The following is a 19,670-nucleotide window of genomic DNA, read 5'->3' on the forward strand; positions in this document are numbered from 1 at the left end:
CGCATAAGGAGCTTGGGATGGATCTCGCGGACATCGGCGTCACCGGCCTGGCGGTCATGGGACGCAACCTGGCGCGCAACCTCGCGCGGCACGGGTACGGCGTGGCGGTCCACAACCGGTCGGCCGGCAAGACGCGGGCGCTGGTGGAGGAGTTCGGGCACGAGGGGACGTTCCACCCGGCCGAGGACCTGGAGAGCTTCGTCGCGTCGCTCAAGCGGCCCCGGCGGGCGATCATCATGGTGAAGGCGGGCGCGGGCACGGACGCCGTGATCGAGCGGCTCGCGGCGCTGATGGAGCCCGGCGACATGATCGTGGACGGCGGGAACGCCCACTTCGAGGACACCCGCCGCAGGGAGGCCGCGCTGCGCGAGCGGGGCATCCACTTCGTCGGCGCCGGGATCTCCGGCGGCGAGGAGGGCGCGCTGAACGGCCCGAGCATCATGCCCGGCGGTTCCCGCGAGTCGTACGAGGCGCTGGGCCCCATCCTGGAGGACATCGCGGCCAAGGTGGACGGCGTGCCGTGCGCGACGTACGTCGGGCCGGACGGCGCCGGGCACTTCGTGAAGATGGTGCACAACGGCATCGAGTACGCCGACATGCAGCTCATCGCGGAGTCCTACGACCTGCTCCGGCAGGCGTCGGGCCTGTCCCCGGCGGAGCTGGCCGGGGTCTTCCGCGAGTGGAACGCCGGCGAGCTGGAGTCGTACCTCATCGAGATCACCGCCGAGGTGCTCGACCAGGTGGACGCCGGGACCGGCCGGCCGCTGGTGGACGTCATCGTGGACCGCGCCGAGCAGAAGGGCACCGGCCGCTGGACCGTGCAGAGCGCCCTTGAGCTGGGCGTGCCCGTGACCGGCATCGCCGAGGCGGTCTTCGCCCGCGCCCTGTCCGGCCACCCCGAGCAGCGCGCCGCCGCCCGCTCCCTCGCCGGTCCCGACGAGGGCCCGGTGGCGGGCCGCGAGCTGGTCGAGGACGTGCGGCGGGCGCTGTACGCCTCCAAGATCGTCGCGTACGCCCAGGGCTTCGACCAGATGGCGGCGGCGTCCCGCGAGTACGGCTGGGACCTCGACCTGGGCGCGATGGCCACGATCTGGCGCGGCGGCTGCATCATCCGCGCCCGGTTCCTCGACCGCATCCGCGAGGCGTACGACGAGAACCGCGAGCTGCCCACCCTGCTCACCGCACCGGCCTTCGCCGGGGCGCTGGCCGAGGCGCAGGACTCCTGGCGCAAGGTGGTGGCGACCGCCGCCCGCATCGGCGTCCCCACCCCCGGCTTCTCCTCGGCCCTGGCCTACTACGACGGCCTGCGCCGCGACCGCCTCCCGGCGTCCCTCATCCAGGGCCTGCGCGACTACTTCGGCGCCCACACCTACCAGCGGGTGGACAAGGAGGGCGTCTTCCACACCGACTGGTCCGGCGACCGCGCCGAGCACCAGGCCTGACCGACCCTCACCCCGGCCCGCCGTACGTCCACGGGAACCCTCGTCACCTTGTGGGCGTACGGCTTCGCCGTGCCGGGCGGCCGAGGGTGATACCGGTGGTAGTAGGAACAGCGGGTGTCTGGGTGATCCCGCGCGGCGGCGGCAGGCTCTCCTGTGAGCCCCGGCGGGAAGGCCGGGGGCGACCGATCACGATCTGAGGGGAGATCCCGATGAGCGCCGCCACCGCGTCCTTCGTCACCGAGCGAGACGGCCGTTCCGCGGACGTCGCGGACCTGACGCCGCTGGCCTTCGCCGGTTACGCCCACTTCACCGCCATGCAGGTGCGGGACGGCCGGGTCCGGGGCCTGGACCTGCACCTGGCGCGGCTGCGCGCCGCGTCGATGACGATGTTCGGCCGGGCGCTGCTCGACGACCGGGTGCGGTCGCTCCTGCGCGGGGCGCTGGAGGCCGGGCCCGCCGACCTGTCACTGACGGCCACGGTGTTCTCCCCGGCGGGCGAGTTCGTCGCGGCCGACGCCGAGCCGGAGCTGCTGGTCCGCACCGGGCCGCCCGCCTCCGGCCCGAGCGGGCCGCTCTCCCTCGCGGTGGTCGAGCACGAGCGCGACCTGCCGGCCGTCAAGCACGTCGGCGAGGTCGGCAAGACCTATTACCTGCGCGAGGCCGTCGCACGGGGCTTCGACGACGCCGCCTTCGTGGATCGGCGCGGCCGGTTCAGCGAGGCGTCCATCTGGAACCTGGCCTTCTGGGACGGCGAGGCGGTGGTGTGGCCGGTGGCGGAGATGCTGACCGGGACGACCATGTCCATCGTCCGCCGGCAGCTCGCCCGCCTCGGCGTCCCGCAGCGCGAGCGCGAGGTCACCCCGGCCGACCTCCCCGGCCTGTCCGGCGCCGTGGTCATGAACTCCTGGACGCCGGGCGTGCCCGTCCATCGGATCGGCGACGTGGCGCTGCCGGACGCGCCGGCCTTCACCGGGCTGCTGCACCAGGCGTACCGGGCCGAGCCGCCCGTCGCCCCGTGACGCGCCCGTCTCCCCGCGCCGCGCCGCCCGGCCCAGCGCCCCGCCGTACGCCCACGAGTCGTGCGTCCGCGAGTCGTGCGTCCGCGAGTCGTGCGTCCGCGAGTCGTACGTCCACGAGTCGTACGTCCACGGGTTCCGCCACGCCCGCGGGTTCCGCCGCGCGTCCACGGGTCCCCGGCGGGTCCCGTGGACGCGCGGGGGTCAGCGGTCTTCGAGCAGGGGGCGGTCCGGCCGCCAGGTGATGCCGCGGCGGCGGGCGGCCAGGCCGGACAGGGCCTCCAGCACGACGCGGTTCCCGAGCATGGCGGTGATCTCGGCGTGGTCGTACGGCGGGCTCACCTCGACGATGTCCACCCCGGCCACCGGCAGCTCCGTGCACACGCGCCGCACCGCGTCCAGCAGTTGCCGCGCGGTGAACCCGCCGGGCTCCGGCGTGCCCGTGCCCGGGGCCATGCCCGGGTCCACCACGTCCACGTCCACCGACAGGAACACCGCGTCGCAGTCGTCCAGGGCGATCTCGAACGCCTCGTCCAGGCACGCGTCCAGCCCGCGCGAGACGATCTCGCTCATCTCGTAGGACCGCATGCGCTGCTCGGCCATCCACGCCAGCGTGTCCGGCCCCGGCCAGTACCCCCGCAGCCCGATCTGGAGGAACCGGTCGCCGCGCGCCGCCCCCGACTCGATCAGCCGCCGCATCGGCTGCCCGTGCCCGAGCAGCGAGCCGAACTCGATGTCCCCGGTGTCCGCGTGCGCGTCGAAGTGGATCACCGACACCCGCCCGAACCCGTGGTGCCGGGCCACCCCCGTGACGTCGGGCAGCGCGATCGTGTGGTCTCCGCCGAGGACGACCGGCACGGCCCCGGCCCGCGCGACGGTGGCCACGGCCTCCTCGATGTTCCTGACGCTGGTCTCGATGTCCCCGGAGAAGCACTCCACGTCCCCGGCGTCCACCACCCGCAGATCCCGCAGCGCGTCCACCCGCAGCGCCATGTGCGGCCGCGACCCGTCCGCCGGCAGGTAGTCCGTCGCCCGGATCGCCATCGGCCCGAACCGCGTCCCCGGCCGGTGCGAGGTCCCCCCGTCGAAGGGCGCCCCCACGATCACCACGTCGGCGTCCCGGAACGTCTCCGGGTCGGTGAGGTCGCACCGATCGACCCCGAGAAACGTGATGTCCGGCCCGTACATCGCCCCATACCGGCTCAAGCCGTACCTCCAGCCAAGCTGCCCGGACGTAGCCGGGCCTCGCGAATCGGACTGCCATTCAATCCACCCGGCCCCCTCTCCGGAAGTCCCGCGCGTAACCGGGGCTCGCGAGGGCCGAAACCGCGCGCGAGAGCCGTACGCCGGGGAGAATCGGCGGGGTGATCCCGGGAACCATGGGGTACGGCCAGGCCGCCGACGACCTCGCGAAGCAGTACGAAAGCGTGTCCTTCCGCCAGGTCCACGCCGAGACGCTCCACCTGTACCCGGCCCCGCCCGCCCGCGTCCTGGACGTCGGCGCGGGCACGGGCCGCGACGCCGCCGCCCTGGCCGCGCTCGGCCACGAGGTCGTCGCCGTCGAGCCCACCCCGGAGCTCCGCGCCCACGGCACGCGCCTCCACGGCGATCTCCCCGTCGAGTGGCTCGACGACCACCTGCCCGACCTGGCGGAGGTGCGGCGGCGCGGCGGCCGGTACGACCTGATCCTCCTGACGGCCGTCTGGATGCACCTCGACGCGACCGAGCGCGGGCGCGCCATGGTCACCCTCGCCGACCTGCTGGCCCCCGGCGGCGTGCTCGCCATGGTCGTCCGGCGCGGCCCGGTCCCGCCCGGCCGCCGCATGTTCGACGTGCCGGTGGAGGAGACCGCCGCCCTCGCCGCCGGCCGCCGCCTGCGCCTGATCCACCTGGCCGACCGTCCCGACCTGCACGGCCGGGAGGGCGTCCACATGACCACCCTCGCCTTCACGCCCGTCCCCCGCTGATCCCGGGCGCGGGCCGGCGCGGGGGTCGCGCCGGCGAGATTCCTATTAATCAGGTAGGGAATGTTGACTTAACGCTCCGGGCCTCTTAGCGTGGAGCCATGATCCAGGGACTGCGTCTGACCGGGCGCCCGCACGTGGACTTCGGCCACGTCGCCAGCGCGCAGTGTTGCTGATCGCGAATTCCGCTCCCTGACCCGCCGCCCGCGGCCCTCCGCCGCCGCGCGCCCCGGGCCTGTCTCCCCACGTGGCCGACGGAGCCCACGTGTCCCCTGCCAGGTGTCCCTCCCATGTGCCTGTCCACGTGCCGGGCACGCCGCGTCGGCGCGAGCGTGCCCGCTACCCGTGAGGACGATTCGTGATCAAGATCAGACGTGCCCTGCCCGCCGTACTGCTGGCCGCGCTGCTGCCCGCGGCCGCGGCCTGCGGCTCGGCGGCCAAGGCCGGGGCCGGCGGTCCCGGCACCGTGACCGAGCTGCGCTACCAGGGCCAGGCCGGCGCCGTCGGCTTCGCCGAGCTGGCCCAGGACCTCGGTTACCTCGACGGCGTCCGGCTCAAGTGGGTCGGCAACACCACCTCCGGCCCCCAGGACATCCAGTCGGTCGCCACCGGCCAGACCGACTTCGGCGCCGCCTTCAACGGCGCGATCATCAAGCTCCGCGCCGCCCGCGCCCCTATCAGGGCCGTGGCCGGGTGGTACGGCGCGGACGACAAGACCCATGTCGGGTTCTTCGTCAAGGAGGACAGCCCGATCAGGAACGCGCGCGACCTGATCGGCAAGAAGGTCGGCGTGAACACGCTCGGCGCGCACTTCGAGGCCGCCACCAAGGAGTACCTGCGGCGCGGCGGGCTGACCCCCGAGGAGGCCGAGCAGGTGCAGCTCGTCGTCGTCCCGCCGGTCAGCACCGAGCAGGCGCTGCGGCAGGGCCAGATCGACGTGGCGGCGCTGAGCGGCGTGCTGCGCGACAAGGCCCTCGAACGCGGCGGCGTCCGCGCGCTCTACACCGACTTCGCCCTGTTCGGGCCGTTCACGGGCGGCGCGGTCGTCTTCCGGGAGGACTTCGTCGCGCGCAACCGGGACGTGGTCGAGAAGTTCGTCGCGGGGTACGCCAAGGCCGTCCGCTGGACCCAGACGCACACGCCCGCCGAGGTCATCGAGCGTTCCACGAAGATCATTCAGAAGCGCGGGCGCAACGAGGACGCCTCGAACGTGCGGTACTGGAAGAGCAGCGGCCTGGCCGCCCCCGGCGGGGTCCTGTCCGACCAGGACTTCCAGCGCTGGATCGACTGGCTGGTGCGCGAGGGCGAGATCAGGCCCGGCCAGGTGAAGCCCGGCGACGTCTACACCAACGAGTTCAACCCCTTCGCGAGCGGGACGGGGGTGGCCTCGTGAGCCCCGTGAAGATCGCCATCCGTGACGTGGGCAAGGTCTTCCGGGTCCGCGGGGCCGACCGGCCGTTCACCGCGCTGGAGCACATCGACCTCGACGTCCGCGAGGGGGAGTTCCTCACCCTCGTCGGCCCGAGCGGCTGCGGCAAGTCCACCCTGCTCGACCTGGTCGCCGGCCTCACCGAACCCAGCACCGGCGAGATCCTCATCGACGGCCGGGCGATCAGCGGGCCCGGCCTCGACCGGGGGATCGTCTTCCAGCAGTACGCCCTGCTCCCCTGGCGTACGGCCCTGGGCAACGTGGAGTTCGGGCTGGAGGCCAAGGGGGTGCCGCGGCGGGAGCGCGCCGAGCGGGCGCGGCACTTCCTCGGCCTGGTGGGGCTCACCGGGTTCGAGCGCCGCTACCCGCACGAGCTGTCCGGCGGCATGCGGCAGCGGGTGGCGATCGCGCGCAGCCTCGCCTTCGACCCGGACGTGCTGCTCATGGACGAGCCGTTCGCCGCCCTGGACGCGCAGACGCGCGAGTCGCTCCAGGAGGAGCTGCTGCGGATCTGGGGCAAGACCGGCAAGACGGTCGTCTTCATCACCCACGGCATCGACGAGGCCGTCTACCTCGGGCAGCGGGTGGCGGTGATGTCCTCGCGGCCGGGGCGGATCACCGAGGTCATCGAGGTCGCGTTCGACTCGCGCGAGGGCGACCTGCGCGCGGATCCCGCGTTCGGCGAGTACCGCCACCACATCTGGACCCGCCTGCGCGACGAGGCCGCGACGGCGCACCACGAGGAGGCGACCCCCGTTGGCTGACACCCTGACGACCCCGGCGACCCCCGCGACCCCCGCGACCCCCGCGACCTCTGCGACCCCCGCCGGTCCGACCGCTTCGGCCGCTTCGGCCGCCTCGGCCTCCTCAAGCCCCTCCGCCGGCTTGACCGCTCCGGGCGCGCCGGACCGCGCGGCCCCGCCGTACGGGGTCCGGGAGACCTCCGCGCCGGGCCGTGCGCCGGGGCGGGGCGGGGTCCTGCTCGCGCGCGCCCGCCTGGTCGCGCAGCGTGTGACGGCCGTGCTCCTGCTGCTCGCCGTGTGGGAGGCGGCGCCCCGGGCCGGGCTCGTGGACCGCGTCTTCGTGCCGCCGGTCAGCGAGGTCGCCGCGGCCTGGTGGGACCTCGCGCTCGGCGGCGCGCTGGGCGAGCACCTGGCGGCGTCGCTGGCGCGGTCCCTCTCCGGGTTCGGCCTGGCGATCGTCGTGGCGATCCCGCTGGGCCTGCTCATCGGCTGGTACAAGCCGGTCGCCGACTTCCTCGGGCCGGTCCTGGAGCTGTTCCGCAACACCTCGGCCGTGGCGCTGCTGCCGGTGTTCGTGCTGATCTTCGGGCTCGACGAGACCTCGAAGATCACGTTCGTCCTCTACGCCTGCACCTGGCCGATCCTGCTCAACACGATCAGCGGCGTGAAGACCGTCGAGCCACTGCTGATCAAGTCCGCGCGGTCGCTGGGCCTCGGTCCCGTCGCGCTGTTCCAGAAGGTGGTCCTGCCCGCCGCCGTGCCCACGATCTTCACGGGCGTCCGGCTGGCCGGGGCCTACGCGATCCTCGTCCTGCTCTTCGCGGAGATGGTGGGCGCGAAGGCGGGGCTGGGCTTCCTGATCAACGACGCGCAGGCCAACTTCCGCATCCACGACATGTACGCCGGGATCATCACGATCTCCGTGCTCGGCCTGCTGTTCAACCTGCTGCTCGTCACCGTCGAACGCCGCTTCTCGACCTGGAGGACCACCTGATGGCCCGCACGCTGCACCTGAACGCCTTCCTGTACGGCGTCGGCCACCACGAGGCGGCCTGGCGCCACCCGCGCACCGAGCCCGCCCGGCTGACCGACGTACGCCATTACCAGCGGCTCGCCCAGATCGCCGAGCGCGGCAAGCTCGACTCGGTCTTCCTCGCCGACGGCCTCGCCCTGTGGGGCGACGTGCGGCACAACGCGCTGGGCGGCCTCGAACCGCTCACGCTGCTGTCCGCGCTCGCCGCCGTCACCGAGCGCATCGGGCTGATCGCCACGGTGTCCACGACGTACAACGAGCCCTTCCACGTGGCCCGCAAGTTCGCCTCGCTCGACCACATCAGCGGCGGGCGCGCGGGCTGGAACATCGTCACCTCGGCGGGCGAGGCCGAGGCGCGCAACTTCGGCGTCGAACGGCCCGCGCACGCCGACCGGTACGCCAGGGCCGCGGAGTTCCTGGAGGTCGCGGGCAAGCTCTGGGACAGCTGGGAGGACGACGCGATCGTCGGCGACCGGCTGGGCGGCGTCTACGCGGACACCGGGAAGATCCACCCGATCGGGCACGAGGGGGAGCACTTCCGCGTGGCCGGCGCGCTCAACACCTCACGCCCGCCGCAGGGACGGCCGCTGCTGGTCCAGGCCGGGTCCTCCGAGGACGGCAAGGAGTTCGCCGCGCGGTACGCCGAGGCGGTCTTCACCGCGCAGCAGACGTTCGCCGAGGCGCGGGAGTTCTACCTCGACCTCAAGTCGCGGCTCGCGCGGTACGGCCGGGGGCCCGGGCGGCTGCTGGTGCTCCCCGGGATCTCGCCGGTCATCGGCTCGACCGAGCGCGAGGCGCTGCTGCTGGAGAAGGAACTGGAGGAACTGATCATCCCGGCCTACGGGCTGTCCCAGCTCTCCACGCTCGTCGGGATCGAGCTGACCGAGGACGACCTGGACCGGCCGCTGCCCGAGGTGGGCGCCGAGACCGAGGGCGCGCAGAGCCGCCGCGCGCTGGTGGTGGGGCTCGCCCGGCGCGAGAACCTGACCGTGCGGCGGCTCCTCGCCCGCCTCGCCGGCGGGCGCGGGCACCGGGTGGTCGCGGGCACCCCGGAGCAGATCGCCGACGAGCTGCAGGCCTGGTTCGAGAACGGCGCGGCGGACGGCTTCAACGTCATGCCGCCGCTCCTGCCCGACGGCCTCGCCGACTTCGTGGACCACGTGGTGCCCGTGCTCAGGGCCCGGGGCCTGTTCCGTAGCGAGTACGAGGGCCGCACCCTCCGCGAGCACTACGGCCTGCCCCGCCCGGCGTCCCAGTTCGCCGGCCCACCGTCCCGGGTCCCCGTCGCGCCCGCCGTACGGCAGGGCGGCGGGGCCGCGCGTGAGACGGCGGTGGCGCGGTGAGCGGGGAGCTGGTGGTGCTGGTCGGGAACCCCAGGTCGGGGTCCCGGACCCGGGCCGCCGGGGTGGCGGCGGCCGAGGCGGTGCGCGAGCGCGCCGGGCTGGGCGGCGGGGCCGAGGTGGTGGACCTGGCCGGGCTCGGGCCGCGCCTGCTCGCGCCCGGAGCGCACGCCGACGTCGAGGTGGCGCTGGAGCTGGTGGCCGGGGCGTCGGTGCTGGTCGTCGCCAGCCCCACCTACAAGGGCACGTACACCGGGCTGCTCAAGTCCTTCCTCGACCGGCTGCCGCCGGGGGCGCTGTCGGCCGCGGTGGCGCTGCCGCTGCTGGTCATGGGCGACCCCCGGCACGCCCTCGCCGTCGAGGCCCACCTGCGCCCGCTCCTGGTGGAGCTGGGCGCGGTGGTGCCCACCCCCGGCCTGGCGCTGCTGGAGTCCGACCTGCCCCGCCTCCCGGAGATCCTGGCGGTCTGGGCGGCGCGGGTCGCCCCCCAGGCCGCCGCCTTCCTCCGCCAGTCCGCGCTCCAGGCCGCCCTCGGGGAGCCGGTCCCGCAGGCCGCCGGGCTCGCCGGCGCGGACGTCGTGGACGCCGTGAGCGTGATCGAGGGGAGCGCCCGATGACCGAGACACTGCCGGCGCGGCCGGTGAGCGGCGAGAGCTTCAAGCGCGCCCTCGCCGTCCACGCCTCGGGCGTCGTCGTGATCACCGGCCAGACCGAGGGGATCCCGGCGGGCCTGACCGCCACCTCGTTCTCCTCGGTCAGCCTGGACCCGCCCCTGGTCTCCTTCTGCGTGGACCGCGCCTCGACGACGTGGCCGGCGCTGCGGCGGGCCGACCACTTCGCGGTGAACGTCCTGGCCAGCCACCAGGCCGAGCTGGCCACGCGCTTCGCCGCCAAGGGCGAGGACCGCTTCGCCGAGCCCACCCGCTGGCGTCCGGGCCGCTTCGGCGTCCCCCTCCTCCAGGACGTCTCGGCCCACCTCATCTGCCTGCCGTACGACACCGTCGACCTCGGCGACCACACCCTCGTCGCCGGCCTGGTCCTGGAGGCCCAGGCCCACACCCCCGGCCGGCCGCTCCTCTACCACCGGGGCCGCTTCGGCCGCTTCCTGGCGCACTGACCGGACGCGGGCCCGGCCGGATCGGGGTTCCGGCCGGACCCGGAGGACTCCCGCCCCGGGCGGGTGCGGGAACGCGGGGATCGTCCTCCATGGGCGGCAGGACGATCCCCGCACCCATGCGCCGTGATCTCGCGACCCCGCCCCACGCCGCCGCCCCCGGGCCCCGGCGTCAAGAGGGAGGGCGCGGGATCGCGAGATCACGGCACCGCTCCATCCCCTCCCCCCAGGCGGCGACGGAGCCTCCGCCGGGCGCGGCCTCCGCGCGGGTGGCCGCGAGGGGCCCCTCCCCGGCGGCATCGCTTCACCCCCTCCCCATCGGTGGCGAGGGGGCTTCGCCGGGGGGCGCCTTCGCGCGGGTGGGGGAGGCGCCCCCCTTCCTGGGGGCTTTGCTTCACGCCGCTCTTCCCATGGGTGACGCCGGGGCCTCCGTCCGGAGGCTGCGAGGCGTCCCCCTCCCTGGCCGTGATCTCGCGATCCCGCCCCACGCCACCCGAGGCTTTCGGTGGAGAGGGGAACGGGCGGGGATCGCGAGATCCCGGCGGGGTTCGGTGGTGAACGGCTTCGGGCGGCGAGTCCGGGCTGGTCAGTCGTAGCTCTCGGCGGCGGAGCGGAGGGCCGACAGCACTTCGGCGGGGTCGTAGGGGGCCGGACGGCCGGGGCGGTAGGTGGCCGAGATGAGGTCGCCGGTGTACGGGAAGGGACCGTGACGCTCGTAGACCGGCCAGGAGACGGGGGAGCGGCGGTCCACGCCGACGTCTATGCCTTCCATGGGGGCCAGCCCGATCAGCATGCGGACCTTCTCCAGGCGCGCGCCGGCCACGCCGTCCACGGTCAGGGTGAAGGTCCAGCGGTATTCGGGGAGGGCCTCGGCGCGCAGAACGACCTCGTGGGGGCCGGGACGGAGGAAGTCGCCCACCGCGACCTTGAGGTCGCCGTACTCGTTGTACGCCAGGTGGACCCGGCCGTCCTCGACGTACACGGAGTACCCGCCGCCCTGGTCGCCGTGGGCCACGAGGACGCCCTGGTCGCCCGGGCCCTGCGTCAGCCGTACGGCGATCTCGAAGTCCCGGAAGGCGATGAGGCGCGCGGCGCGGTAGCGCTCCAGGGTGGGGGTGCCCGGGAGCAGGGTGACCGGCTCGTGGAAGGCGGCCTCGGACGGGGGCCGGGCGGTCCAGAGGTAGCCGGTGCCGTCGTCGAGGGGGAAGACCCGGTTCTCGGCGGCGGCGCGCTCCCAGGCCCCGGCCAGCTCCTTGACCAGGCCGGGGTGGTCCGCCGCCAGGTCGCGGGTCTCGGTCGGGTCGGCGCGCAGGTCGTAGAGCTCCCAGGGGTCCTCGTCGTGGGGACGGCCGGGCCGGTGGAGGGTGACGAGCTTCCAGCCGTCGCGGTAGAAGGCGCGGTTGCCGGTCATCTCGGCGTACTGCTCGTGATGGGTGCTGGGCGCGGCGGGGTCGGCGAGCGCGTCGGCGAACGAGTGCCCGTCGATCGCGGCGACCGGCCGTCCCCCGCGCTCCTGCGGGAGAGGCACCCCGGCGAGGTCGAGGAGGGTCGGCAGCAGGTCGGTGACGTACTGGTACCGGTCGCGGACCCCGGGGACGACCCCGCCGCGCGGCCAGGAGAGGACGAGCGGGACGCGGACGCCGCCGGCGTGCGTGGTGCCCTTGTAGAGGCGGAACGGGGTGTTGGACGCCATGCCCCAGCCGCGCGGGTAGTGGACCATCGCGCGCGGCCCGCCGATCAGCTCGGGCTCGCGCGGCACGTCGGGGTTCCAGTCGCCGGGCAGGTTCGCGTGCCGGAGGAACTGGGCGAAATACGACCGGGTGCCGCGGACGCCGCCCTCGCCGGTGCCGCCGTTGTCCGAGGTGAAGACCACGATCGTGTCGTCCAGCTCGCCGAGGGCCTCGATCACGGCGAGCAGCCGCCCCAGGTTGCGGTCCACGTTGTCCACCATGGCCGCGTAGACCTCCTGGTACCGCTGGAAGAGCTCCCGCTCGCCCGGCGGCAGCGAGTCCCACTCCGGCACGTCGTGGAACGCCTCGGAGTTCCGCGGCGGCAGCTCCGTGCCCGGCGGGAACAGGCCCTTGTCGAGCTGCCGGGCGAACCGCTCCTCGCGCAGCCGGTCCCAGCCCCCGGCGTACCGCCCCCGGTAGCGCGCGACGTCCCGTTCGGGGGCCATCAGCGGGCCGTGCACCGCCGGATGGGCCAGGTAGAGGAAGTACGGCTTGCGCGCGTCGTGCGCCCGGAGCGACTTGATCATCCCGATGGCCTCGTCGGTGAGGTCGTCGGTCAGGTAGTAGCCCTCGGGGTACGCCTCGGTGTGCACGGGTGAGTTGTCGCGCACGAGCCGGTGCGGGTGGTGCAGGTTCGTCAGCCCTTCGAGGATCCCGTAGAACCTGTCGAACCCCTTCTGGACCGGCCACGAGGACCTCGGCGCGCCGTCGTTCATCGTGGCGTCCTTGGTCAGGTGCCACTTGCCCACCGCGAACGTCGCGTATCCGGCGTCCCGCAGGATCTCCGGCAGGGTCGGCACGTCGTCGGCGATCTCGAAGGTGTACCCGGGGAACCCGGGGTCGGCGTTGGCCACGAACGCGTATCCGGCGCGGTGGTGGTTGAGCCCGGTCAGCAGCGAGGCCCGCGAGGGGGAGCAGAGCGGCGTCGTGTGGTAGTTCGTGAACCGGAGCCCGCCGGCCGCCAGGCGGTCCAGCGTCGGGGTGTCGATCTCGGCCCCGAACGGCCCGATGTCGCTGAACCCCATGTCGTCCAGCAGCACCACGACGATGTTCGGGGCACCCTCCGGCGCCCTGACCTGCGGCGGCCACCAGGGGGTGGAGTCGGCGACGGTACGGCCGACGCGTCCTTCGAAGCGGGGACTCATGCGGGGAACCTCCCGGGGGGACGGGTGACTTCGCGGCGGGCGGCGCGGCACGGGAAGGGCCCCGGCCGCGAGGCGCGGCCGGGGCGGGGAGAGGGGGACATCAGGCGGCGGCGTACGCCGTGGCGTCGCCGGCGAGCGACTCGCTGGGGCGGCCGTCCACGCCGACGGGGACGTCGCCCGCGACGGTGACGCGGTGGAGGCGGCGGGGCCGGTCGCCGAAGTCGTGCACCACCCGGTGCTGGGTGGCCCGGTTGTCCCAGACGGCCACGTCGCCCGGGGCCCACCGCCAGCGGACCGTGTTCTCGACCTGGGTGACCTGGTCCTGGACCAGCCTGATGAGCGAGGCCGACACGTCGGCGGGGACGCCGGCGATCCGCCGGGCGAAGTCCCCGAGCAGGATCGCCCGCTCCCCGGTCTCGGGATGCACCCGGACGACCGGGTGCGCGGTCTCGTAGACCGTGGACGCGAACACCTCGGCGTACTCCCGCGCCTTGCCCGGGTCCTCGGCGAAGGCGAGACGGGCGTAGTCGAACTGGTTGGTGTGCACGGCGCGCAGCCCGTCGAGGAGGTCGCGCAGTTCGGCGGGCAGGTTCTCGTAGGCCGCGACCGTGTTGGCCCACAGCGTGTCCCCGCCCGCCGCGGGGACGGTGACGGCGCGCAGCACGGACGCCAGCGGGGGCCGGTCGACGAACGTGACGTCGGTGTGCCAGCGGTCCACCTTCTGGCCCCGGCTGTAGTCCAGGTCCAGGATGTGCCCGTTGCCGCCGAGCGCGGGCACGGTGGGGTGCGCGGTGGTCAGCTCGCCGAGCAGCCTCGCGAACTCCACCTGGGAGTCCTCGTCGAGGTGGTCCTGCCCGCGAAAGAAGATCACCTTGTGCGTGAGCAGCGCCAGGCGGATCTCCGCGACGACGTCCCCGGCGAGGTCGCCGCCGAGCCGTACGCCGGAGACCTCGGCGCCGATGCGGCCCGCTACGGGGGTGATGGTGAGAGATGACATGGGTTCCGTCCTTCCGATGGTGAATGGGTCGCCTGCCGGAGGACGGGACACAGGGCACTGGCCACGCGGCAGAAGTCCACGTGGCCCCGGACGGTCAGGGCTGCGTTCGGCACGTTCCCGAACGTAGATCGGCCTCGTCCATATTGTCAACTAAATTGGTAGGGAATAGGGGGTTACTGGCCGAAGGCACCCCGCGCGTGCCGTACGGCCGGGGGTGCGCCCCCTCTCGGGGAAGGTCCGGGAGGGGGTGGGGGCGGGGGCTGTTGGAGGCGGGGACTCAGGTGTCGGTGAGGCGGCGGAAGACCTCCTTGAAGTGGGCGAAGGTCTCCTCGCCCACCTTCTCCGCCTGGCGGCGCTCGATCTCGGCGGCGATGGCGTCGGAGCGGCGCATCTCGTCGAGCCCGCGCTCGGTGGGGACGACCAGCTTGGCCCGGCGGTCGGCCGGGTCGGGGCGGCGCTCGACGTAGCCGAGGGCGGTGAGCTCGTCCACGAGGGTGCCGATGACCTGCTTGTGCTGGCCGGAGCGGGCGGACAGGTCGGTGGCGCGGGTGCCCTCCTCGTCGAGGTAGGCCAGGACGGCGCCGTGACGGGGGCGCAGGTCGGGGTGGCCCTGCTCGGCGAGGGCGGAGAACATCTCGCGCTGGAAGGCGAACAGCATCCGGCCGGAGAGGATGCCCAGGTCGGGGGACATCTTCTTGCGTTCACTGCGGCGCATCGGCGACCTCTCTGCGGGCAATTTAGTCACAATCTTTGACTATCACTGATTCTTACTTTAGTGTAGCCGTCACAGCGGCCGGGCGGGGACACCCCCGGCTCCCACCCCCCGAACGTGAGGAACGACCATGTCCATCCTGATCACCGGCGCCACCGGCAACGTCTCCTCCGCCCTGCTCGCCGCCCTCCCGGACCACGACGGCGTGCGCGTCCTGGTCCGCGACGCCGCCCGCGCCCCGGAGATCCCCGGGGTCGAGGTCGCCGTCGGGGACCTGGAGCGCCCGGAGACCCTGGAGAAGGCGTTCGACGGCATCGACACGCTCTGGCTGCTGACCGCGATGGGCCCGCTCGCCCCCCATGCCAGCTCCAACGCCGTCTGGGCCGCGAGGCGGGCGGGCGTCAAGCACGTCGTCCGGCTCTCCGCGATCGGCGCCGCCCACGACGCGCCCACCCGCAACGGCCGCCTGCACGCGCTCTCCGACGCCGAACTGGCCGCCTCCGGCCTCGGCTGGACCGTCATCAAGCCGCACTTCTTCATGCAGAACCTGCTCGGCGCGGTCAGCGGCGGCACCCTGTACGGCATGACCGGCGAGGGCCGGCTCGGCTTCGTGGACGTCCGCGACATCGCCGACTTCGCCGCCGCCGTGCTCGCCGCGCCCGACCGGCACCACGGGAAGACCTACACGCTGACCGGCCCGGAGAGCATCTCCCTCCGCGAGGCCGCCGCCCGGCTGGAGCCCGTCCTCGGCACGCCGGTCGCCTACCAGCCCGTCACGCCCGAGCAGGCGTACCGGTCCTTCCTCGGCTTCGGCGCCCCCGACTGGGTCGCCGCCGTCAGCGCCAAGGAGTACGGCCCCGCGTACGCCGCCGGCTGGGGCGACTACACCACCACCGACTTCACCGACGTCACCGGCAGGCCCGGCCGCGCCTGGACGGACTTCGCCCGCGACCACGCCGACCTGCTCCGCGGCGCGTGAGACGCCCGGCGGTGGAAGCGGTCAGCCGCCGAGGGCCCGGTGGAGGACATCGGCGAACGGCCCCGGGCGGGAGGTGAAACCGCCGTGACCGCCGGGGAAGGCGACCGGGGCCAGGCCGAGGCGGGCGGCCAGGGCGGCCCCGGCGCGGTGGGGGAGCTGACCCTCGGACTCCGCGCCGACGCCGATGACCAGGCGCGGGGCCAGGGCCTTCAGGGCGTCGAGGTCCGGGAGGTGGCGGGTGAACGGCACGGCCTCGTGGGCCAGCATGAACGCGGCGTTCCGCCCCATCCGGGCGAACATCTCCAGCGTCGCGGGGTCGGGCTCGCCCAGCGGACCGGCGGCGTCCCCGCTCTCCCCGCCGTCCCCGCTCTCCCCGCTCTCCGCGCCGGCTCCGCCGTCCTCCTCGTCCAGGTCCAGCAGCGCGGCGAACTTCTCCATGGCCGGGCCGACGCCCCGATCGCGGGCGGTCCGGCGCACGTCGTCGAAGCCCTCGCGCAGCAGCGCCGCCTCGGGCAGCAGCTCGAAGGCGACCGGTTCGTGCGCGACGACCGAGCGGACCGCCCCGGGGTGGCGGGCGGCCAGCTCCAGCGCGATGAGCCCGCCCGAGCTGACGCCGAGGACGTGCGCGGGGGCGTCCGTCACCCCGGCCAGCAGCCGCCGCGCGTCGCCGGCGTGCGTCGCGACGTCCTGGTCGGCGTCGGGGCCGTCCAGCGGGCTCCGCGAGTTGCCCCGCCGGTCGTACGTCACCACGGTGTACCGCCCGGCCAGGGACTCGGCGAACCCCGTGAGGACCGCCGAGTCCATGACTCCGCCGCTGATCACCAGCAGCACCGGCCCGTGTCCCCGGACCTCGTGGTACAGCGTCGCCCCGGGGACCTTCAGCGTGCCGGTCGTCGCGTCCATCGCCGTGCTCTCCTCCGTGTCACGGCCCCGCTCCGGGGCCTTCCACGGACAGGTCGGAGCCGTCCGGACGCCTTCGACATCCCGCGCCGCCCTTTTCCCGGAATCCTCCGGCCGCGGGCCGTACGGCCTGGCGCGGGCCGTACGGCGGGGCACCGGCCGTACGGGCGGGGCGCGGCGTCGCGTCCGGCGCGGGGGGCCGGCTCAGCCGTACGGCGCGGGCGGCGGCGCGGGGAGGGGTCAGCGCTTGGCGGTGTAGGACAGGATCACGGTGCCGCTCTTGAGGGTCTTGACGTCGGCGAGGTCGAACTCGCCCTTCATGCCCTCGCGGAAGATCGTGACGCCGCTGCCGTGGAAGACCGGGATCATCCACAGGCGGACCTCGTCCAGCAGGCCGTGCTCCATGAGCGTCGCGGCGACCGGGCCGTGGCCGTACATCAGGATGTCCTGGCCGGGCTGCTCCTTGAGCTCGCGGACCCGCTCGACCACGTTGTCACTGATGATCGTGGTGTTGGTCCAGTCGGCCTTCTCCAGCGTGGTGGACACGACGTACTTCGGCATCGTGTTCATCCGGTCGGCGAACCCGCCCGGGTCGGACATCGACGGCCAGGTCGAGGAGAACCCGTCGTAGGTCCGGCGGCCCATCAGGAGCGCGTCGCTGGCGAAGAGCTGCTCCTGCGCGAACTGGCCCGCCTCCTCGTTGAAGTAGGGCGTCGACCAGATGTGGGGGCTCTCGATCTCCCCGTCCAGCGTGATGTAGGTGGAAGTGATGATCTTCCGCATTTAGGTCTCCGATGGGGGTTCGGGCTGTGATGGGGAACACGTTAGGCACTGTCCCCGACATTTCGCAGCGATCGGAGAAAAGATCGGCCGTAAGGATGAGGGCGTATGTGCGGATCGTCCTCGCGGTCGCCTTACGATCGCTGCATGACCCGAGCTCTCGTCCTCATCGACCTCCAGCCGCGCATCGTCGCCCTCTCGCTGGCCCCCCACACCGGTGACGACGTCGTACGGCGGGCGTTCCGGCTGGCCGAGGCGCACCGCGCGGCAGGCCTGCCCGTGGTGCTGGTGCGGACGGACCGGCCCGGCGTGCCCGAGCAGCCGCCCGGCAGCGAGCTCGTGGAGGGCCTGGCCCAGCCCGGGGACGTGATCGTGGTCAAGCACACCATCGGCGGCTTCCACGAGACCGACCTGCACGAACGCCTCCAGGAGGCGGGCGCGGCCACGCTGGCCTTCGCCGGGATCGTCACCAACATGGGCGTGGAGTCCACCGCCCGCGCGGCCTCCGACCACGACTACGAGCTGGAGTTCGTCTCCGACGCCATGTCCGGCTTCACCGCCGAGGAGCACGACCTGGCCGTCAACCGCGTCTTCCCCCGCTTCGGCACCGTCCTCACCACCGACGAGCTGATCGCCAAGCTCTGACGAGGCGGGCCGGGCGCTCGGCCCGGGCCGGTCCCAGGACGCCAGGCCAGGACCCCGGTGCTCACGCCGGGGCCGTCGGCGAGGAGATCACTCGCCGCATCATCCGGCCGCTCGGCCTCACCGGCACGGTCATGCCCGGCAACGACCCGTCCCTCCCGCAGCCGCACGGCCTCTACCACAGCGGCGTGCTCCAGCCCGGCCACCCGCTGGGCATCTGGGACGCCACCCTCATCAACCCCAGCATGGGCCCCGGCACGGGTGACGCCATCTCCACCAACGCCGACCTGATCATCTTCCTGCGCGCCCTGCTGGGCGGCCGCCTCCTGCCGCCGGCCCTGCTGACCCAGATGCGCACCCTCCACCCGGTCTGGCAGGAGACCGACGAGGACCTGGCCTACCACTACACACCCGAGCAGACCGGCGGCGAGCCGGAGGTCGAGTACGCCGTGAGGGGCGTCACCGGCCAGTACGGCCTGGGCATCACCAAGCGCACCTTCACCTGCCCGAACGGCTCCCCGGTCGCGGTCTGGGGCCACAACGGCGCGATCCCCGGCAGCTTGTCCTACGCGTACGTCACCGAGGACGGCTCCCGCGCGCTCGCCTTCAACGTCAACGGCGACTGGCCCGCCCGCGTCCACAAGTACGACCCCAACGCCTTCCAGCCCAGCGAGCTCATCATGTTCTACGACGTGATGCGCGCGGAGTTCTGCACTCCCGCGTGACCCGGCCGTCACCCGCGTGATCCCGTACGGCGGACGCCGACCGCGGCGTCCGCCGTACGGGCGGCGAACCGGAGAGGCGATGGCCGGCCGTCACGGCGCGCCGCCCGGGTCTCCCCGCGGGGCCACGGTCAGATCTGCCGCAGGGCGCCGCCGTCCACCGCCCACTCCGCCCCGGTGACCTGGCCGGCCAGCGGGGAGAGCAGGTAGGCGACGACCCGGGCGACGTCCCCGGGGGTGCCGATGCGTCCGGCCGGCAGGCGCCGCTCGTCCCGGACGAAGCGCGTGACGGCCTCCTCCCGGCCGGTGCCGTACCGCTCGGCGAGCTGGTCGGCGAACCCGCCGGGGGCGTCCCAGAGCGCGGTGCGGGTGGGGCCGGGGGCGACGACGTTCGACCGCACCCCGGCGGGGCCGAACTCCGCCGCGAGCGTCTTGGAGACCGACAGCAGCGCGGTCTTGGCCGCCGCGTAGTCCACCAGCGCCGGGTCGGGGAACCTGGCGGCCTCGCTGGTCACGTGGACGACGGAGCCGTCGCCGCCCGCGAGCATCGCGGGCAGCGCCGCCCTGGTCATCCGGACCGCCGAATGCAGGTTGAGCTCGAACGCCGCCCGCCACTCCTCGTCGCCGACGTCCAGGAACCCGGTCCTGGAGGTCACCCCGCCCGCGTTGTTCACGAGCCCGTCGATCCGCCCGTGCCGGTCGAGGGCGGCGGCGACGACGCGGGCGGCGCTGCCGGGGTCCGTGAGGTCCGCCGGGACGCCGGACACGCGAGGCCCCATGCGGTCGAGGGGCCGGGCGTCCCTGGCGGCCCCGACGACGTGCGCCCCCTCCCCGGCCAGGAGGGCGGCGGTCGCCGCGCCGATCCCGGCCGAGGCGCCGGTGACGATGAAGGTCTTGCCGCTGAGCTGGAGATCCATGGTCTTCCACTCCCTGTGGACGATCGGAGAAGGGTCCCGCGCCCGCCGTACGGCTCGCGCCGGGC

General features: G+C 73.9%; 19 protein-coding genes. 12 read left to right on the top strand and 7 right to left on the bottom strand.

Annotated elements, in window-relative coordinates; translation table 11 throughout:
- Positions 1 to 17: 17 nt before the first annotated feature.
- Together gndA and D5H75_RS30635 are read left to right on the top strand one after the other, a co-directional pair.
- Entirely contained in the window at positions 18 to 1,442 is a 1,425-nt protein-coding gene (gene gndA / locus D5H75_RS30630) for an NADP-dependent phosphogluconate dehydrogenase (protein ID WP_119930051.1), read from the top strand.
- A 209-nt stretch (positions 1,443 to 1,651) separates the two neighbouring features.
- Positions 1,652 to 2,461 carry an aminotransferase class IV family protein gene (locus D5H75_RS30635; RefSeq protein ID WP_119930052.1) on the top strand — a complete coding sequence of 270 codons (810 nt, stop codon included), beginning with the start codon at positions 1,652 to 1,654 and terminating at the stop codon, positions 2,459 to 2,461.
- A gap of 201 nt (positions 2,462 to 2,662) precedes the next feature.
- Here the strand turns inward: D5H75_RS30635 and speB are convergent, their stop codons facing one another.
- Positions 2,663 to 3,664 carry an agmatinase gene (speB, locus tag D5H75_RS30640; RefSeq protein ID WP_119930053.1) on the bottom strand — a complete coding sequence of 334 codons (1,002 nt, stop codon included), beginning with the start codon at positions 3,662 to 3,664 and terminating at the stop codon, positions 2,663 to 2,665.
- A 158-nt stretch (positions 3,665 to 3,822) separates the two neighbouring features.
- Between speB and D5H75_RS30645 the strand changes: the two genes are divergently transcribed.
- From D5H75_RS30645 to D5H75_RS30675, 7 genes are all read left to right on the top strand, one after another.
- Positions 3,823 to 4,425, top strand: a complete 603-nt coding sequence (locus D5H75_RS30645; RefSeq protein WP_202638653.1) for a class I SAM-dependent methyltransferase — start codon at positions 3,823 to 3,825, stop codon at positions 4,423 to 4,425.
- 355 nt (positions 4,426 to 4,780) lie between these two features.
- Positions 4,781 to 5,815, top strand: a complete 1,035-nt coding sequence (locus D5H75_RS30650) for an ABC transporter substrate-binding protein (RefSeq protein ID WP_242454624.1) — start codon at positions 4,781 to 4,783, stop codon at positions 5,813 to 5,815.
- A gap of 5 nt (positions 5,816 to 5,820) precedes the next feature.
- Complete coding sequence (locus D5H75_RS30655; protein ID WP_119930054.1) at positions 5,821 to 6,615, top strand: ABC transporter ATP-binding protein; 795 nt, start codon at positions 5,821 to 5,823, stop codon at positions 6,613 to 6,615.
- A 121-nt stretch (positions 6,616 to 6,736) separates the two neighbouring features.
- A complete protein-coding gene (locus tag D5H75_RS30660) occupies positions 6,737 to 7,588 on the top strand; it encodes an ABC transporter permease (protein ID WP_119930055.1) in 852 nt (283 codons plus the stop codon).
- Complete coding sequence (locus D5H75_RS30665) at positions 7,588 to 8,970, top strand: LLM class flavin-dependent oxidoreductase (RefSeq protein WP_119930056.1); 1,383 nt, start codon at positions 7,588 to 7,590, stop codon at positions 8,968 to 8,970. The genes D5H75_RS30660 and D5H75_RS30665 overlap by 1 nt, the downstream gene beginning before the upstream one ends.
- The gene (locus D5H75_RS30670; protein ID WP_119930057.1) at positions 8,967 to 9,584 is read left to right on the top strand and encodes an NADPH-dependent FMN reductase; all 618 of its coding nucleotides are present in this window, start codon (positions 8,967 to 8,969) and stop codon (positions 9,582 to 9,584) included. The genes D5H75_RS30665 and D5H75_RS30670 overlap by 4 nt, the downstream gene beginning before the upstream one ends.
- A complete protein-coding gene (locus D5H75_RS30675) occupies positions 9,581 to 10,084 on the top strand; it encodes a flavin reductase family protein (RefSeq protein WP_119930058.1) in 504 nt (167 codons plus the stop codon). Before D5H75_RS30670 ends, D5H75_RS30675 begins: the two co-directional genes overlap by 4 nt.
- A gap of 583 nt (positions 10,085 to 10,667) precedes the next feature.
- On the opposite strand, the gene D5H75_RS44345 is transcribed toward D5H75_RS30675, so the two are convergent.
- From D5H75_RS44345 to D5H75_RS30690, 3 genes are all read right to left on the bottom strand, one after another.
- Positions 10,668 to 12,956: an arylsulfatase gene (locus tag D5H75_RS44345; protein WP_119930059.1), complete on the bottom strand. Its 2,289-nt coding sequence runs from the start codon at positions 12,954 to 12,956 to the stop codon at positions 10,668 to 10,670.
- Positions 12,957 to 13,056: 100 nt separating this feature from the next.
- The gene (locus tag D5H75_RS30685) at positions 13,057 to 13,953 is read right to left on the bottom strand and encodes a TauD/TfdA dioxygenase family protein (protein WP_119930060.1); all 897 of its coding nucleotides are present in this window, start codon (positions 13,951 to 13,953) and stop codon (positions 13,057 to 13,059) included.
- 277 nt (positions 13,954 to 14,230) lie between these two features.
- A complete protein-coding gene (locus D5H75_RS30690) occupies positions 14,231 to 14,668 on the bottom strand; it encodes a MarR family winged helix-turn-helix transcriptional regulator (protein WP_119930061.1) in 438 nt (145 codons plus the stop codon).
- Positions 14,669 to 14,795: 127 nt separating this feature from the next.
- Between D5H75_RS30690 and D5H75_RS30695 the strand changes: the two genes are divergently transcribed.
- Positions 14,796 to 15,644, top strand: a complete 849-nt coding sequence (locus tag D5H75_RS30695) for an SDR family oxidoreductase (protein ID WP_119930062.1) — start codon at positions 14,796 to 14,798, stop codon at positions 15,642 to 15,644.
- A 21-nt stretch (positions 15,645 to 15,665) separates the two neighbouring features.
- On the opposite strand, the gene D5H75_RS30700 is transcribed toward D5H75_RS30695, so the two are convergent.
- Positions 15,666 to 16,547, bottom strand: a complete 882-nt coding sequence (locus D5H75_RS30700; RefSeq protein WP_119930063.1) for an alpha/beta fold hydrolase — start codon at positions 16,545 to 16,547, stop codon at positions 15,666 to 15,668.
- Between the two features lie 237 nt (positions 16,548 to 16,784).
- Positions 16,785 to 17,327: a dihydrofolate reductase family protein gene (locus tag D5H75_RS30705; protein WP_119930064.1), complete on the bottom strand. Its 543-nt coding sequence runs from the start codon at positions 17,325 to 17,327 to the stop codon at positions 16,785 to 16,787.
- Between the two features lie 144 nt (positions 17,328 to 17,471).
- Here D5H75_RS30705 and D5H75_RS30710 point away from each other — a divergent pair, with 144 nt between their 5' ends.
- Together D5H75_RS30710 and D5H75_RS30715 are read left to right on the top strand one after the other, a co-directional pair.
- The gene (locus D5H75_RS30710; protein ID WP_119930065.1) at positions 17,472 to 17,969 is read left to right on the top strand and encodes an isochorismatase family protein; all 498 of its coding nucleotides are present in this window, start codon (positions 17,472 to 17,474) and stop codon (positions 17,967 to 17,969) included.
- A gap of 86 nt (positions 17,970 to 18,055) precedes the next feature.
- Positions 18,056 to 18,691 (top strand): serine hydrolase, encoded by a 636-nt coding sequence (locus tag D5H75_RS30715; protein WP_340137782.1) that lies wholly within the window; start codon positions 18,056 to 18,058, stop codon positions 18,689 to 18,691.
- A gap of 128 nt (positions 18,692 to 18,819) precedes the next feature.
- On the opposite strand, the gene D5H75_RS30720 is transcribed toward D5H75_RS30715, so the two are convergent.
- Positions 18,820 to 19,605, bottom strand: a complete 786-nt coding sequence (locus tag D5H75_RS30720) for an SDR family NAD(P)-dependent oxidoreductase (protein WP_119930067.1) — start codon at positions 19,603 to 19,605, stop codon at positions 18,820 to 18,822.
- Positions 19,606 to 19,670 lie beyond the last annotated feature (65 nt).

It is taken from the genome of Bailinhaonella thermotolerans (genome assembly GCF_003594875.1).
Classification (GTDB): Bacteria; Actinomycetota; Actinomycetes; order Streptosporangiales; family Streptosporangiaceae; genus Bailinhaonella; species Bailinhaonella thermotolerans.